Origin of the sequence: Arthrobacter sp. S39 (genome assembly GCF_004320525.1) — a bacterium.
In the GTDB taxonomy this organism is placed as follows: domain Bacteria; phylum Actinomycetota; class Actinomycetes; order Actinomycetales; family Micrococcaceae; genus Arthrobacter.
In genome coordinates this window covers 121,488-137,528 of record NZ_SIHX01000004.1, presented here as the reverse complement: position 1 = coordinate 137,528, position 16,041 = coordinate 121,488, and the positions used below count along the sequence as shown (strand labels likewise).

Annotated in this window: 16 protein-coding genes; 2 read left to right on the top strand and 14 right to left on the bottom strand. The window is 65.3% G+C overall.

All coding sequences use genetic code 11. The annotated features are described in order from the left end of the window. Positions 1–84: 84 nt before the first annotated feature. From EYS21_RS09705 to EYS21_RS09655, 11 genes are all read right to left on the bottom strand, one after another. Entirely contained in the window at positions 85–480 is a 396-nt protein-coding gene (locus tag EYS21_RS09705) for an FKBP-type peptidyl-prolyl cis-trans isomerase (protein ID WP_131133005.1), read from the bottom strand. Positions 481–554: 74 nt separating this feature from the next. After that, a complete protein-coding gene (locus tag EYS21_RS09700) occupies positions 555–1,490 on the bottom strand; it encodes an FKBP-type peptidyl-prolyl cis-trans isomerase (RefSeq protein ID WP_131133004.1) in 936 nt (311 codons plus the stop codon). Positions 1,491–1,598: 108 nt separating this feature from the next. Beyond that, positions 1,599–2,963, bottom strand: coding sequence for a Pup--protein ligase (pafA, locus tag EYS21_RS09695; RefSeq protein WP_131133003.1), 1,365 nt, complete (start codon positions 2,961–2,963; stop codon positions 1,599–1,601). A 1-nt stretch (position 2,964) separates the two neighbouring features. Then, positions 2,965–3,672 carry a proteasome subunit alpha gene (gene prcA, locus EYS21_RS09690; protein ID WP_131133002.1) on the bottom strand — a complete coding sequence of 236 codons (708 nt, stop codon included), beginning with the start codon at positions 3,670–3,672 and terminating at the stop codon, positions 2,965–2,967. Position 3,673: 1 nt separating this feature from the next. Continuing rightward, a complete protein-coding gene (prcB, locus tag EYS21_RS09685) occupies positions 3,674–4,492 on the bottom strand; it encodes a proteasome subunit beta (protein WP_131133001.1) in 819 nt (272 codons plus the stop codon). Between the two features lie 81 nt (positions 4,493–4,573). After that, positions 4,574–4,777 carry a ubiquitin-like protein Pup gene (locus tag EYS21_RS09680; protein WP_131133000.1) on the bottom strand — a complete coding sequence of 68 codons (204 nt, stop codon included), beginning with the start codon at positions 4,775–4,777 and terminating at the stop codon, positions 4,574–4,576. 85 nt (positions 4,778–4,862) lie between these two features. Then, positions 4,863–6,482, bottom strand: a complete 1,620-nt coding sequence (gene dop, locus EYS21_RS09675) for a depupylase/deamidase Dop (protein ID WP_207307746.1) — start codon at positions 6,480–6,482, stop codon at positions 4,863–4,865. Positions 6,483–6,532: 50 nt separating this feature from the next. Continuing rightward, positions 6,533–8,284 (bottom strand): proteasome ATPase, encoded by a 1,752-nt coding sequence (gene arc, locus EYS21_RS09670; protein WP_131132998.1) that lies wholly within the window; start codon positions 8,282–8,284, stop codon positions 6,533–6,535. Positions 8,285–8,366: 82 nt separating this feature from the next. Continuing rightward, positions 8,367–9,431 (bottom strand): tRNA (adenine-N1)-methyltransferase, encoded by a 1,065-nt coding sequence (locus EYS21_RS09665; protein ID WP_131132997.1) that lies wholly within the window; start codon positions 9,429–9,431, stop codon positions 8,367–8,369. A 110-nt stretch (positions 9,432–9,541) separates the two neighbouring features. Beyond that, positions 9,542–10,708 carry a site-2 protease family protein gene (locus tag EYS21_RS09660; RefSeq protein WP_131132996.1) on the bottom strand — a complete coding sequence of 389 codons (1,167 nt, stop codon included), beginning with the start codon at positions 10,706–10,708 and terminating at the stop codon, positions 9,542–9,544. Beyond that, the gene (locus EYS21_RS09655) at positions 10,701–11,447 is read right to left on the bottom strand and encodes an HAD family phosphatase (RefSeq protein WP_131132995.1); all 747 of its coding nucleotides are present in this window, start codon (positions 11,445–11,447) and stop codon (positions 10,701–10,703) included. Before EYS21_RS09655 ends, EYS21_RS09660 begins: the two co-directional genes overlap by 8 nt. Positions 11,448–11,599: 152 nt before the next feature. On the opposite strand from EYS21_RS09655, the gene EYS21_RS09650 reads away from it, so the two are divergent. Next, a complete protein-coding gene (locus EYS21_RS09650) occupies positions 11,600–12,505 on the top strand; it encodes a PAC2 family protein (protein WP_131132994.1) in 906 nt (301 codons plus the stop codon). 92 nt (positions 12,506–12,597) lie between these two features. On the opposite strand, the gene mshC is transcribed toward EYS21_RS09650, so the two are convergent. Continuing rightward, entirely contained in the window at positions 12,598–13,875 is a 1,278-nt protein-coding gene (mshC, locus tag EYS21_RS09645) for a cysteine--1-D-myo-inosityl 2-amino-2-deoxy-alpha-D-glucopyranoside ligase (RefSeq protein WP_131132993.1), read from the bottom strand. A gap of 15 nt (positions 13,876–13,890) precedes the next feature. Then, a complete protein-coding gene (locus EYS21_RS09640; RefSeq protein ID WP_131132992.1) occupies positions 13,891–14,724 on the bottom strand; it encodes an undecaprenyl-diphosphate phosphatase in 834 nt (277 codons plus the stop codon). Positions 14,725–14,774: 50 nt separating this feature from the next. Here EYS21_RS09640 and EYS21_RS09635 point away from each other — a divergent pair, with 50 nt between their 5' ends. Beyond that, positions 14,775–15,716 carry an aldo/keto reductase gene (locus EYS21_RS09635; protein WP_131132991.1) on the top strand — a complete coding sequence of 314 codons (942 nt, stop codon included), beginning with the start codon at positions 14,775–14,777 and terminating at the stop codon, positions 15,714–15,716. A 21-nt stretch (positions 15,717–15,737) separates the two neighbouring features. On the opposite strand, the gene EYS21_RS09630 is transcribed toward EYS21_RS09635, so the two are convergent. After that, positions 15,738–16,004 carry a hypothetical protein gene (locus EYS21_RS09630; RefSeq protein ID WP_131132990.1) on the bottom strand — a complete coding sequence of 89 codons (267 nt, stop codon included), beginning with the start codon at positions 16,002–16,004 and terminating at the stop codon, positions 15,738–15,740. Positions 16,005–16,041 lie beyond the last annotated feature (37 nt).

Below are 16,041 nucleotides of genomic sequence, written 5' to 3'. Positions count from 1 at the left end.
CGCCGGGGAAAGCAGAAGGCGCGGTAACGATCGGCTGAGGTCATTCCGATCGTTACCGCGCCCTTAGGCCTCAGGAGCTCCGCGTCAGCGGACGCCCACAAGGTCAACCACAAAGATCAGGGCTTCGTTGGGCTTGATGGCTCCACCGGCGCCGCGTGAGCCGTAGGCCAGCTCCGAGGGGATTTCCAGGCGGCGGCGGCCGCCCACCTTCATGCCCAGGAGGCCCTGGTCCCAGCCCTGGATGACCTGGCCGACGCCGACACGGAAGTCCAGCGGCGCGCCGCGGCCCCATGAGGCGTCGAATTCCTCGCCTGTGGACCAGGCGACGCCTACGTAGTGCGTGGAGACGGTATCGCCGGCTTTCGCTTCGGCGCCGTCACCCTCAATGAGGTCGGTGATGACCAGTTCCGTGGGGACATCGCCTTCCGGGAAGTCAATTTCCGGCTTCTGGCGGTCGAAATCGCGCTGACCAAATGACATGCTTGCTCCTTTGATTTGTTGGGCGGGTGATGTGTTGCTGGTCTTGCCGGGCCCGGTGAGGGCCCGCGGTGCGGCTACTTGGCGCCGAGGATGTCCACAACGAAGACAAGGTCACCCTTGGCTTCGCCCTGGCCTGCATCACCGTACGCGAGGTCCTTGGGGATGACCAGGAGGACCCGGGAGCCCACCGTCTTGCCGGCAAGTCCCTGCGTCCAGCCCGGAATGACGCCGGTCAGCGCGAAGCTGGCCGTTTCGCCGCGGTCAAAGCTTGAATCGAACTTGGTGCCACCCACGAGGGTGACGCCAACGTAGTTGACCGTCAGGGTGTCGGTTTCCTTGACCTCCGGACCGGTGCCCTTGATCAGGTCCTGGGATACGAGGGCTGTCGGAGCTGCGACGCCTTCAACGGAGATTTCCGGGATGCCCTTGTCGTTGTCCTTAACGGTGGGGAGGCCGGCCGGAGGGGTCACTGTTTCGCCCTCGGGCTTTTCGAGCACCGGGGCAACATCCGTAGCTGAGAGCACCTTGATCAGCAGGAGCTGGGTGGGCTGGGCCTGGGCACCTTCAGCGGCTGCTGCCTGGCCGGGAATGGCAAGGGCCAGCGTTGAACCGATCTTGGAACCGACGAACGCGTTGTAGATGACCGCGCTTCCGGTCTTGAGTTCCTCGTTCAGTTCCAGGGGCTCCGGTTCGCCGGCAAAGGTATCTTCCAGCGTGGCGCCGTCGGTGCCGTTCAGGGCGAGGATGGAGATGTTGGCCACCTGGTTCGCCTTCACGGTGTCGCCGCTGCCATCGGCGACGACCTTGATGGTGGGCTCCGCTACGTCCAGCGGCTTGGTGAACTCAACACCGGGAGCTTTTTTGTCCCCGTTGTCCGTCAGTTTCAGGGAGTCGAACTTGGCAGTATCACCTGCGGACTGGCTGGTGGGCTCCGGTGCTGCGGGCGTCCCGCCTCCACAGGCGGTAAGCAGCAGCAGACCGGGGATAAGGATTGCTAGTAGTCGGCGCACGTAAGAACTTTCGTCGGGGCAGGATGGACGCCACGCCGGAAGAATTTCGCTCGGCGCAGCTCACGGCCGAAGAACGGCCCTATCCAGAATAGCCCCTGAAGCTGTGTGTCAGCCCATAGAGTCCAGGAGCGCATCCACGCGGTCGTCCACGCTGCGGAACGGATCCTTGCAGAGGATGGTCTGGTGGGCACGGTCATTGAGCTTCAGGTGGACCCAGTCAACGGTGTAGTCCCGGCCGAGTTCCTGCGCCCGCCGGACGAAGTCGCCCCGCAGTTTGGCGCGGGTGGTCTGGGGCGGCGCATCCACTGCGTCCTTGACCACGGTGTCATCGACCACGCGGCGCACGGCGCCCCTGGCCTGCAGCAGGTAGTACAGCCCCCTGGTCCGGGAAATGTCGTGGTAAGTGAGGTCCAGCTGCGCGATCCGGGGTGCGTCCAGGCCAAGCCCGTGCCGGTCCCGGTAGTTGTCCATCAGCTTCTTCTTGATGGCCCAGTCGATCTCGGTGTCGATGGAGCTGGTATCGCCGCTCTCGATGGCCCGCAGCGTCCTGCCCCACAGGTCCAGGATCAGCGGCACGTGCGGGTTGTGTGCCCCGTGCTCGTCGACGAAGGCGGTGACCTTCGTGAGGTATTCCTGCTGGATTTCCAGGGCGGTGAGCTGGCGGCCGTTGGCCAGCCGGACCAGTGCCCTGCCGCTGAGGTCATGGGAGATCTCGCGGATGCTGCGGATGGGGTTCTCCATCCGCATGTCCCGCATGATCACCCCGGCCTCGATCATGCGCAGGATGAGGTCAACGGTGCCGACCTTGAGGAGCGCGGTTGTTTCGGACATGTTCGAATCGCCCACGATGACATGGAGCCTGCGGAAGAATTCGGCGTCGGCGTGCGGCTCGTCCCGGGTGTTGATGATGGGACGGGACCGGGTGGTGGCTGATGACACGCCTTCCCAGATGTGGTCGGCGCGCTGCGAGAACGCGTAAGTGGCGCCATGCGGGGTCTTGAGGATTTTCCCGGCGCCGGCGATCAGCTGCCGCGTGACCAGGAACGGGATGAGGATCTCCGCGAGCCGGGAGAACTCCCCGCGCCTCGGGATCAGGTAGTTCTCGTGACTGCCGTAGGAGTTGCCGGCGGAATCCGTGTTGTTCTTGAACAGGTAGACGGTGCCGTTGAAGCCCTCTGCCGCCAGCCGGGACTGTGCCTCATCCACGAGGTCGTCGAGGATCAGTTCGCCGGCCCGGTCATGGGCGATCAGCTGCGCCAGGTCGTCGCATTCCGCGGTGGCGTATTCGGGGTGCGAGCCGACGTCGAGGTAGAGGCGTGAGCCGTTGGTCAGGAAGACATTGGACGACCGTCCCCAGCTGACTACCTTGCGGAAAAGGTAGCGGGCCACTTCCTCCGGGGCCAGCGGCCGCGAATCGGGGCTCGAATACGAAATGCCGAATTCGGTTTCGATACCGAAGATTCTCTTGTCCATTTCAGTCCTCCTCAGCAAGCAGTGCCGTGATGTCGGCATCGTTCAATCGCCGGAATGCGCGCCGGGATCCGCGGGAGCTTTCCGACAACCGGTCCAGGACGGCAACTTCGACGGCCGTGGCCGGGAGTGCACCGGCTTCGGCGTCGGTGACAAGCCCGCCCATGGCCAGCCGGATCGCCCCGGGGAACCGCAGCGACGCGTTCCAGCCGTCAGCGATGGCCGATGACACCCGGTCAGCCTGGCCGCCCATCACGATGAACCCCTGCTCGTCGGCGATGGACCCGTCGAAGGTGAGACGGTAAAGGTGGTCCTGTTCCTGGGTGGGGGCAACTTCGGCGACCGCCAGTTCCACTTCGAAGGGTTTCTGTTCCGCGGTGAACACGGCGCCGAGGCTTTGGGCGTAGACACTGGCCAGCCCGCGGGCGGTGACATCCTCCCGGTCATACGAATAGCCCCGGACGTCGGCGTACCTCACGCCCGCCTGGCGGAGGCTCTCAAACTCGTTGTACTTCCCCACCGCGGCGAAGGCGATTTTGTCATAGATCTCGCCGATCTTGTGCAGGGACGGGGAGGGGTTCTCAGCCACCAGGGCAATGCCGTCCTGGCAACTGACCACCACTACGGACCGGCCGCGGGCAATGCCCTTCCGTGCGAAGTCCGCACGGTCCTTCATCAGCTGCTCGGGGGAAACATAGAACTGCTGGGTCATATCAGGCCTCCCGCCGGGCAATGGTCCGCGATTCAATAATGCTGCCTGCTACTGCGGCCAGCTCCGGTTCCGGCACGCGCCGGGCGCCGCTTCGGCTGACCGTGTACACCACCGGCCACAGCTGGCGTACGGGGTCGGGGCCCCCGGTGGCGGAGTCGTCGTCGGCGGCGTCGTAGAGGGACTCCACGGCGACGGCAACAGCTTCGGCTTCGGTCAGGTTGGGCCGCCACAATTTCTTCAGGGCGCCGCGGGCAAACACCGATCCGGAACCGACGGTGTGATGTTCGCGTTCCTCGTACCGGCCGCCGGTCACGTCATAGGAAAACAGCCGGCCAAACCCTGCGGCGGTATCGAATCCGGCAAAGAGCGGTACGACCGCCAGCCCCTGCAGCGCCATCGGCAGGTTTCCGCGGATCATGGCACCCAGCCGGTTGGCCTTGCCCTCAAGGCTCAGCAGCGTTCCCTCAATTTTTTCGTAGTGCTCAAGTTCAACCTGGAACAGCCGGGTGAGGTCGATCGCTATGCCGGCTGTCCCGGCAATGCCCAGCACGGAGTACTGGTCGGCGGGAAACACCTTCTCGATGTGGCGGCTCGCGATGATGTTGCCCATGGTGGCCCGCCGGTCCCCGGCCATCAGCACGCCGCCGTCGTAGCTCATGGCCACAATGGTGGTGGCGTGCGGCACCTGCAGCGGAGTGGCGCCTGCTCCCGCGGGTAAGTCCCGGTTATAGGGAAGCAGTTCGGGCCGGTCCCGCTGCAGATGCTCGGTGAACGACGACGTCGCGTTGGCGGCTACCTGATGGGCGGTTGATTCCTGCACTGATGCACTCCTTCAACGTAGTAAGTCAACGTCTTGCCAGATCTGCGGCCGTCCGCGGCTTCCGCCGCCGTGCTGGACCGGTTACTGACCGCCCTTTTGGACAAACGCCCGGACGAATTCTTCGGCGTTGGATTCCAGCACGCCGTCGATTTCGTCTAGGAGGTCATCCACGCCCTGGGTCGCTGCCGACGCCTGCGCTTCGGGCGGCGCGGGAGGGGCCTCCGGCACGTCCTCTTCGACCTGGCTGTCGCGCGACTGCGGCTGCTGCTGCTCCTGGCCTGCCATTGTTATCTCCCTCGTGTTAAAGCTCGGGTCCGGGTGGAACATCCGATACGCCAATATTGCCACGCCCTGCGGCCGGCGGGGCGGTTTACGCCCGCGGCGGACTGGTGTTCTGTCCCAGCAGTTCGGCCAGGAAAGGACCGGCCTCCCGGTGCCGGGCAAACAGGCCGCCTGTCAGCGCCCTGGTGCCCCTCAGCGGCTCACGGGTGGGGACCCGCTGGAGCCGGCCGTAGCCCGGAACGTCGAAGATCACCGAATCCCAGCTGGCGCCGACAACGTCCTTGCCGAAGCTGCTGACGCAGCGGCCACGGAAGTAGGCCCTGGTGTCCGACGGCGGTTCCGTAACCGCCGCGGCGATGTCGCCGTCGTCGACAATCCGTTGCATCCGGTTCCGAGCGAGCAGCCGGTAGTAGAGGCCCTTCTCAGGCCGGATGTCCGCCCACTGGAGGTCAACGAGGCCCAGCCGGGCATCGTCCCAGGCAAGTCCGTCCCGTTCCCGGTACCCCTCGAGGATGGAGAGCTTGGCGAGCCATTCGACTGAGGACGCCGCGGCCGGACGGTCGCTGTCGAGCTGGGTCAGGGTGGTGGCCCAGCGCTCCAGGACCTCATGAGTGTGTCCGTCGCCGTCGATGGCGTCGGAAACGCCGGTGTCCTGGGCGAGCTTGGCTGCTGCTTCGTGGTAAATCCACTGCAGGTCCAGCGCTGTCACCCGCCGCCCGTCCAGCAGCCGGATTTTGGCGGTCAGGGACGTGTCGTGACTAATGGCCTGCAGGGCGGCGACCGGTTCATGCACCTCCAGCTTCGGGGCGAGGCCCGCCTCGATGAGGCTGAGGACCATGGCCGTGGTGCCGAACTTGAGGAAGTTCGATGCCTGGCTCAGGTTGGCGTCTCCGATGATGACGTGCAGCCGGCGGTACTTGTCCGCCGTGGCATGCGGTTCATCGCGGGTGTTGATGATCGGCCGCCGGATGGTGGTTTCCAGGCCAACCTCGGCTTCAAAAAAGTCCGCCCGCTGGCTGATCTGGTACCCCGGGGTGGAACTGTCCTGGCCCATGCCCACCCTGCCCGCCCCGCAGAGGATCTGCCGGGTGACGAAGAACGGTGTCAGTCCCCGCACGATGTCGCCGAACGGGACGGAGCGCGGCATGAGGTAGTTCTCGTGCGAGCCGTAGGACACGGATTTGTTGTCCGTGTTGTTTTTGTACAGGTTGATCGCCGGAAGTTCGGGGTCCATGCCGAGCCGCCGGACCGTGGCCAGGGCCACCAGGTCACCGGCGGCGTCCCAAGTCACGGCGTCCCGCGGGTTGGTCACCTCGGGGCTTGAGTACTCCGGGTGGGCGTGGTCCACGTAGAGGCGGGCACCGTTACCGAGCACCATGTTCATCAGCAGCGTGCCGGACTCGTCCTGGCCGTCCAGTTCCAGTTCCTCGCGGCCGTAGGCAAGGGCCACCGCTTCGGCGTCGAGGACGGGCGGCTGGTCCGTGAGCTGGCTGGGGTGCGCCGAGGCCCGGTCGAGCGTCCAGCCTCGTGCGTCGTGCAGCGGCTCTTCGTCCGTATAGTCCCAGCGCGTTTCGGCACCACCGGCCGCACGCTGTCGCGTTACCTGCGCATATGCCTGCACCACGCGGGCGGACATCATGGTGGCGTTGGCCGAGGGGGCAGACGGAGCGTGGATCCCGTATTCCGTTTCCGCGCCCATCACGCGCATGGCCCCGCCGACGGGGAGGGGTCCTCCGACGGCGGGTTCCGGCGCAGCCGTCACAGGTACTGCCCTGTGCTGGGCATCGTTTCGATGGACTTCCCGGGTTCCTGCCCGGCCTTGCCCTGGACGATGGTCCGGATGTAGGTGATCCGCTCGCCCTTCTTGCCGGAAATGCGCGCCCAGTCATCCGGGTTGGTGGTGTTCGGCATGTCCTCGTGCTCCCGGAATTCGTCCACCACGGCGCGGAGCAGGTGCTCGATCCGCAGGCCCTTCTGGTGCAGTGTCAGGAGGTCCTTGATGGCGTACTTCTTTGCCCGGTCCACCACGTTCTGGACCACGGCGCCGGAGTTGAAGTCCTTGAAGTAGAGCATCTCGGTGTCGCCGTTGGCGTAGGTGACTTCCAGGTACTCGTTGGATTTGTCCGTGGAGTACATGGCTTCCACGGTGCGCTGGACCATGGCGTCCACGGTGGCCTGGACATCGCCGTCGTATTCGGCGAGGTCGGACTCGTGGAAGGGCAGGTCCGTGGTGATGTACTTGTTGAAGATGTCCGCCGCGGCTTCGGCATCCGGCCGCTGGATCTTGACCTTCACGTCCAGGCGGCCCGGCCGGAGGATCGCGGGGTCGATCATGTCCTCGCGGTTGGACGCACCGATCACGATGACGTTGTCCAGCCGCTCCACGCCGTCGATCTCGCTCAGCAGTTGGGGAACGATGGTGGTTTCGACGTCGGAGGAAATGCCGGTGCCGCGGGTGCGGAACAGGGAGTCCATTTCGTCGAAGAACACCACCACGGGGCTGCCGTCGGAGGCCTTTTCGCGGGCGCGGGAGAAGATCAGCCGGATATGCCGTTCCGTTTCGCCGACGTACTTGTCCAGCAGTTCGGGGCCCTTGATGTTGAGGAAGTAGCTCTTCAGGTCCACGTTGCCGGATCGTTCAGCCGCCCGGGCGGCCAGCGAGTTGGCGACGGCTTTGGCGATGAGGGTCTTGCCGCAGCCCGGCGGACCGTAGAGCAGGATGCCCTTCGGTGCCTTCAGCCCGTGCTCGCGGTAGAGGTCCGGGTGCAGGAACGGCAGCTCGACGGCGTCGCGGATCTGTTCTATCTGGGGGCCCAGGCCGCCGATGTCCTCATACGTGATGTCCGGAACTTCCTCCAGGACCAGGTTCTCCACCTCGGATCGGGGGACTTTCTCCAGCGCGTAGCCTGTCCGCGAATCAATGGACAGCGCATCCCCCACCCGGAGCTTTTCGCCCAGCAGGGCCCCGGAAAGCCGGATGACCCGTTCCTCGTCGGCACGTCCGACGACGAGGGCACGGTCCGTGCCCAGCATCTCCTTCAGGGTGGCCAGCTCGCCGGCGCGTTCATAGCCCAGGCCGGCAACAACCAGCAGGGCCTCGTTGAGGAGGACTTCCTGGCCGACGGCGAGCTGGTTGATGTTGACCAGGGGGCTGATGCCCACCCTCATCTTCCGCCCGGCGTTGAAGATATCCGCCGATTCCTCAGTGGCAGCCTGGCCGCTGTTGCCGGCGGACGGCTGGCGCTTCGGGTTGAGCTGGAGAATGGTGCCGAAGCTGTACGGTGGCTGCCCTTCCTGGTCCAGGGCGTTCTTGAGCCGCAGGATCTCCGCTTTCGCGGCTTCCAGCATGGTGACCAGCTTGCCATTGTTTTGTGTTGCGGCCGCCAGTTGGCGGTCAATGTGCCTGAGCTTGTCCCGGAGGATGTTGACCTGCCTGTCAGCTACAGACAGATCATTAACAGCAGACTGCTCTGCCGGTGTACGTCCGGAGTCCTGGTTCGGAGTCTCCATGATGCATCAGCCCCTTCCTGCGCTTCTCTTTAGACCTTAGCCCCAAGTTGGCGGGTACAGCTGAAGACTCCCAAAATCTGGACTAGTTCGTGATCTCCGGGTCATCCTTGACGTTGGTTCCGGCGATCGCGTCGCGCGCGGCACGGCGGAGCTTCTTGTCCGAAACCAGCCGCTCCCCTACCGCCCCGGGGGTCCAGGCATTGACGTCCGCTTCGTCGAAGTCGGTCTTCGACGGGCGCCGCTTGACCGAAATCCCGGTCACGCCGTCGGCCAGGCGCCGGGTGACGAGCAGGAATCCGGTGTGTGCAACCATCCGGTGGTCGGGGCGGACCGCGAGGCCTTCAAGATGCCAGCCGCGGACCATGGACTCCCACGCGTCCGGCTCGGTGAACCGGCCGTCGGCGCGGATGGCTTCGGCAGTGCGGGAGAGCTGGGTGACTGTGGCCACGTAGTTGATCCAGACGCCGCCGGGAGCCAGCACCGTTGCGACGGCATCGAGGCACTCCCACGGGGCGAGCATGTCCAGTACCACGCGGTCAACGGACCCCGGGGCCTCGCTGCGGACAACTTCCTCCTGGAAGTCACCCAGGGAAATCTTCCAGGCAGGGTGCGGCCCGCCGAAGATGGTCTCCACGTTGCCGCGGGCGATGTCGGCGAATTCTTCGCGCCGTTCGAAGGAGTGCAGGTAGCCGTTGTCGCCTACTGCGCGCAGCAGGGAGATGGACAGGGCACCGGAGCCAACGCCGGCTTCAACTACCCTGGCGCCGGGGAAAATGTCCGCCATGGTGACAATCTGGCCGGCGTCTTTGGGGTAGACAACAGCGGCGCCGCGCGGCATGGAGAGGACAAAGTCCGAGAGCAGCGGACGCAGCGTCTGGTACTGCTGGCCGACATTGTTTGCGACAACGGAGCCGTCCACTTTGCCAATGATCTCGTCGTGGTTGAGGAACCCGCGGTGGGTGTGGAAGGCGCCGCCCACTTCAAGCGTGACCGTGTTCATGCGGCCGCGCTCATCGGTCAACTGGACGCGTTCGCCTTCACGGAAGGGCCCGCGGCGCCGTGCAGCCCCTACCGGCTGGGTTCCGTTGGCGGCAACACCGGCCTGGGGTGCTGCTGGGGCTTCGGGGGCGGCAGATTCGCTGCTCATGAATTTTCCTCGCTCTTGTACAACTGTGGGGCTGCGCACTTGGTGGGGCCGTCCTGTCCGGCTTTGCCAACGGAAGCCGTGTGGCAGTTAAACGCGACCGGCAGGTAACTCTACCGGTTCTGGCCCTGCGGATACCTATTGGGGCGGACACTCTTGCCGGTGATGGCCGCGACCACCACATCCTGTGCCAGCAGGCCGGTCACGGCGCCGTGGTGGTCAACCACGGCATATTCCTGGCCTTCCAGCTGGCCCAGGTACTGGATGAGCTCCTGGCCTTTGGACCATTCGGGTACGTAGGCGCCTGCGCCAAGGGCATAGGACACCGCGGTCGCAGGCGTCGAGCCGGCGGCATGGGGCGGAACTGCGGCGACGGCGGAGGCGTCCACCACGCCCTGCGGGCGCCCGTCCGGACCGCACACCACAACGGCCGGAATTCCGGCCGGCGCCAGCCGCTGGATGTCCGCCACGGTGGCGGTGGCGGGAATTCCGACGGCGGGCCGCGACAGCGCGGATGCGTTGACGAGATGCAGCCGTCCGCGCATGGTGCCTTGCTGGATGGACGCGGATGCTCCCATCCACAGGAATCCCGCGACGAGGATGGTGATCATGAGTGTGCTGAATTCCGGCGATTCGCCAGCCAGCAGGGGCCGGGCAATGAACCAGAAACCGAGGGCGACGACGATGATCCGGCCCGCCCAGCCGGCCGCTACGGTGCCCTTGGCCTGGCTGCCGGTGGCCTTCCAAACGGCGGATTCGACCACACGCCCGCCGTCCAGGGGAAGACCCGGAAGAACGTTGAAGACGCCGATGACGAAATTGGCCCACATAAAGATGTTAGTGAGGAGCTCCGCCACGGTGCCCAGGTTGGCGGCCGAAAGCACCAGCCAGGCGCCCCCGGCCAGTGCGAAGTTGGCAGCGGGCCCGGCCAGCGCCACGAGGACGGAGCGGCCGGGAGTGGCGGTGAAGTTCTCGAACTGCGTGTGGCCGCCCCAGAGGTTCAGCACGATTTTCTGCGTAGGCCAGCCGTAGATCTTGGCTGTGAGGGCATGGGCCAGCTCGTGGACCAGCACCGAAATGAGGAGCAGGAGGGCGTACGCGAACGCCACCGTGTAGGCGGTGGCCCCGAGCGCCGGATTCCGTTGCTGGAGCACTGGCCCGTAGGCAACCACGGTGAAGGCAGCGATGAGGAACCAGGAGTAGGCAAGGATGACGGGTATTCCGGCGATCCTGCCGAGCGGGATTCCCTCGCGGCGGGCTGGTGTGGCCTTTTCACCCATCTGCGGGACTCCCCAGGGTTGCGTCGGGCCGACTCCCAGTGCCGGCGGTACCGTGCCGGTCCGCCGCGATGGCAACGAGTTCGGATACCGTGCGGCCGGCCAGCGAGTCCCAGGTGGCGTGGCGGGGATCATCGGGGATGGGCACAATGTGGGGAATGGCCACAGTGGACACGCCAGAGGCAACCGCCGCGGCGATGCCGGGTGCGGAGTCTTCAAGGGCGACGCAGTGGTCGATGGTCAGGGCGGGGTCCGAGCCCTGGAGCAGTTCCACGGCGGTCAGGTAGGCCTCAGGGTGCGGCTTTCCCTGGGCGACGGTGTCCCCTGTGACGACAAACTCGAAATACGGCTTGGGGAGACTCGCCACGATTTCACGGGCAAGCGGGCCTTCGGACATGGTGACGAGGGCGCACCGGACACCTGCCTGGTGGAGCTCGTCCAGCAGTTCGCGTGCGCCCGGACGCCAGGGCACGCTGCGCTGCACCCCACGGATGACTTCCGCCGTGAGGGTGTCGATGATTTCCCTGGCTTCCAGGTCCACGCCGGCATTTTGGAGGATGCCGGCGGAGTAGGTCAGCGATTGTCCGACAAGTTGCATGGCCTGCTCGTGCGACCAGGTCCCGCCGTGGGCTTCAACCAGCGCATGTTCGGCCGCGATCCAGTAGGGCTCGGTGTCCACAATGGTGCCATCCATGTCCCAAAGGACTGCTTTGAGGGGGGAAATTGTGGCTGGGGATCGCATGTGTTCAGTCTACGGTGCGCGGCTGGGCGCAGGCTGTGGGCTACGCCCTTGGCGAATACCGGACATCCCGCGGCCGGGATTCGGGCGCTCCCACGGATTTTCCGGCGCTTCATTCAATGCAAGACGCAGGTTCTTGGACGTAGGGTGATGGGATGAATAGCTTCGACGGAGACACCACCGAACCGGGTGCCGAGGCCGGGCCGGAGCGGTTCCTGCAGCCAGTGGCTGAGGGTGAACGCATCACCGTAATGCTGGCCGCCTTTGAAGGCTGGAATGACGCGGGGGAAGCGGCCAGCGATTCGCTGCGCTACCTCAACAAGCTCTGGAGCGGCAAGAAGGTCGCGTCCATCGACGCGGACGAGTATTACGATTTCCAGTTCACACGGCCAACGGTACGGCGCAACGCTGCCGGCGAACGCAAGATCAAGTGGCCGGCCACCAGAATCTATAAAGCCAGCGCGCCCGAATCCAACGTGGACGTCATTTTTGTCCAGGGCACCGAGCCGTCCTACAAGTGGCGTGCCTACACAGCCGAGCTGCTGGTTCACGCGGAAGCCCTGAACGTGGACTACGTGGTGCTCGTTGGTGCCCTGCTGGCGGATGTGCCCCACAGCCGCCCCATCCCTGTCAGCACGTCCTCGGACGACGCACCCCTGCGCGAACGGCTGAACCTGGAGGCCTCCCAGTACGAGGGGCCGGTAGGCATTGTGGGGGTCCTCTCCGAAGTCTCGCTGCTGGCCGGGATTCCGACCGTTTCCTTGTGGGCCGCTGTGCCGCATTACGTGGCCCAGGCGCCGTCACCGAAGGCGCAGTTGGCTCTCCTGCACCGGATCGAGGAATTGCTTCAGGTCCCGCTGGACACCCATGAACTGGCCGAAGAAGCTGACGCCTGGGAACGCGGTGTGGACGAGCTGGCCACTGAGGACCCTGAGATCGCCGCCTACGTCCGCCAGCTCGAAGAGGCCAAGGACACCGCGGACCTCCCCGAGGCCAGCGGCGAGTCCATCGCCCGCGAGTTTGAGCGTTACCTGAAACGCCGGGGCAAAGACAAACAGTAAGACAGCTGAAAGTGCCTGCCCCGTTTCGACGGCTCAAACCAGCGGTGGTTGAGCCAGCCGAAACCGGGCAGGTACTTCGTTTTAACGTGTGGCTAAAGTACGACGCCGAGCAGGGCGTCCACTGCGTCAGTGACCAGGGTGCGGTCCTGGGGGCTGCCCGCTGCCGCGGCGGAGGTGGCTTCTGCGGCCCAGCGGTCGACTGCTCCCAGCGCTGCTGGCGCGTCGAGGTCCGTTGCCAGGGCGGCCCGCATTTCCGTGATCAGGCCTGCAGCGGAGCCTTCAGGTGCTACGGCAAGTGCGCCGCGCCAGGCTGCGAGCCGGTCTTTGGCCTCGGCGAATCCTGCGCCGGTCCATGACCAGTCTGACCGGTAGTGGTGGGCCAGGATCGCCAGCCTGATGGCGGCGGGCTCCTCCCCTGCAGCCCGGAGACGTGAGACGAGGACCAGGTTGCCCTTGGACTTGCTCATCTTTTCGCCGTCCAGGCCAACCATGCCCGCATGTGCGTAGTGGTGGGCCAGCGGGACCCCGGCCAGGGAGTATGCGTGGCCGGCGCCCATCTCATGGTGCGGGAAGATCAGGTCCGAGCCGCCGCCCTGGACCGTGAAGGGGGCGGGAAGGTATTCCTGGGCGATGACGGTACATTCGATGTGCCAGCCGGGACGTCCGTCGCCGAGTTCTCCCCCGGGCCAGCTGGGCTCGCCCTCCCTGGCCACGCGCCACAGGAGCGGGTCCAGCGCCTGCCGCTTGCCCGCACGCCCGGGGTCGCCGCCCCGTTCGGCAAAAAGTTCCAGCATGTCGGTTTCTGCCAGGCCTGAGATGTCGCCCAGGGTCCAGGCATCGGCGGCGGAGGACTGTTTTCCGGCGGCTTCGACGTCGTAGTAGACGTCGCCGTCGGGTTCCCCTGCGCCGCCTGGCACGCGGTAGGCGAGGCCGTTGTGCAGGAGCCGCTCAATGGCGGGGACGATCAGCGGCACGGATTCCACTGCGCCGACGTAATGGTCCGGTGCGAGGACGTTCAGGGCCACCATGTCCGTCTGGAACAGCTCGATCTGGCTGGCTGCGAGGTCCCGCCAGTCCACGCCGGTAGCCGTGGCGCGTTCGAGCAGTGGGTCGTCGACGTCGGTGACGTTCTGGACGTAGGCCACACGCTTGCCTGCGTCGCGCCACGCCCTGTTCAACAGGTCAAACGCAACGTAGCTGGCGGCGTGCCCCATGTGCGTGGCGTCGTAGGGCGTAATGCCGCAGACATACAGTGACTGGTCGCCGTCGCCCTGCAGCTCAACTTCCCTGCCGTGGGCGGTATCAAAAAGCCGGACGGCGGGCATGCTGCCGGGCAGGGCGGGAACAGGGCGGGATATCCAGGATTTCACAGGCCAAGCCTACTGTCAGGCGCTGATCACATTGAAACCGAGCAGCAGATACAGGGCCAGGCCCAGGAGGATCCGGTACCAGACAAAGAGCCGGTAACTGCGGGTCGAGACGAACTTCAGGAACCAGCCAATAATGACGTAGCCCACAACGAACGCGATGACCGTGGCCATGGCCGTCTCGGGCAGTCCGTAGGGGCCGGTGATGCCTTCCTTGGAAACGGTTTTGTAGAGCTGGTACAGGCCACTGCCAAAGACAGCGGGAATGGCCAGGAGGAAGGAATAGCGGGCGGCGGCTTCACGGGTGTAACCCATCAGCAGGCCGGCGGTGATGGTGCCTCCGGAGCGGGATACGCCCGGGATCAGTGCCATGGCCTGTGCCAGGCCGTAAAAGATGCCGTGCTTATAGGTCAGCCGGGTCAGGTCCCGTTCCTGCTTGCCCACCGCGTCGGCCACGGCGAGCACCAGGCCAAAGACGATCAAAGTGGTGGCAACAATCCACAGGCTCCGCAGGACCGATTCGATCTGGTCCTGGAACAGCAGGCCCAGCACAATGATTGGCAGGCTGCCGAGAATCACGAGCCAGCCCATCCGCGCGTCGGGGTCCTGCCGGGAGACCTTGCCCGACAGCGAGCCAAACCAGGCTTTGACGATCCGGACGATGTCGTGCCAGAAGAAGACGAGCACAGCGGTCTCTGTGCCCAGCTGTGTGATGGCGGTGAATGCTGCGCCCGGGTCGGATGCATTGGGCAGGAATTGCCCCACTATCCGCAGATGCGCACTTGATGAAATCGGTAGAAATTCGGTCAGTCCCTGCACTAGGCCCAGCAGGGCCGCCTCAAACCAGTTCACGGTAAGACCCTACGTCATGGACCCTGCCGATTCCCCGTAAGCTTGCTGCTATGCAGCAGCGTTACGTCGGCAACAGTGGATTGCGAGTCTCGGCCCTCTCCCTCGGCACCATGTCATGGGCCGGCGAAACCGACGAACAGGACGCCAATGAATTGCTCCGGACGTTCGTGGATGCGGGCGGCAGGCACATCGACACGGCGGCGTCCTACGCCGACGGCAGGTCGGAGGCCCTGATCGGCACCCTGCTGGGGGACGTCGTTTCCCGCACCGAAGTCTCCATTTCCACCAAAGCCGGAATTTCGACGCCGGATGGCCGGCGGACCGTCGACACGTCGCGTAACGCAATGCTGTCCGGGCTCGACGCAAGCCTCGCGCGGCTGGGCACTGACTACGTCGATATCTGGTTCGCCCAGGCCTGGGACCCCAACGTCCCCCTGGACGAAACACTGTCCGCCCTGGAGTTCGCCTTGCGGAGTGGCCGGGCACGCTACGCCGGCGTCTCAAACTTCAACGGCTGGCAGACCGCCAAAGCTGCCGCCATCGCCGGCTTCCCCCTGGTTGCCGCCCAGGCCGAATATTCCCTGCTCCTGCGCAAACCCGAGGGGGAACTCATTCCCGCCGTCGAAGATGCCGGGCTGGGTCTGCTGGCCTGGGCGCCGCTGGGGCGCGGAGCGCTGACCGGCAAGTACCGGGGAGGCATCCCGGGCGATTCGCGGGCAGCAAATCCTGCCCTGGCCCCCTATGTGGAGCCGTACCTGGGCCAGCAGGGGTCCCGCGTGGTGGAGGCGGTCGCGATGGCTGCCAAAGGGCTGGGGCGCACGCCGCTGGACGTCTCCCTCAGCTGGGTGCTGTCACAGCATGGTGTGGCCTCGGCCGTTGTGGGCCCCCGGACACCTGTCCAGCTCAAGGAAATCCTGGATGCGCAGCTTGTCCCGCTGCCCCCGGAAATTTCGCGGGCCCTCGAGGACGTGTCCGAGCCCGCCCAGGGCTGACTGGAGCCGTACGTCAGGGACCTAGTCCTCGAGGATCTCCAGGTCCTCTTCGTCGTCCACATCGCTGTCTTCGTCTTCGTCCTCTTCGTCGTCAAAGACCTGAAGCGGTGTCACTTCGCTGTAGGCCTCATAGAGGGCGTCCTCATAGACTTCGAACGCATCCGCGACGGCAAAAAAAGCCGCCTCTACGGCGGGGTCCCCATCACCGCGGCGGTTGGACGCTGCTATAAGGTGTTCTTCCAAGGAGGAAGTCAAGGACTGAAGCGCGACACGCGGATCGATGCTCATGACTTCACGTTAGCCGGAAAAGGACGAAAATGGAGAG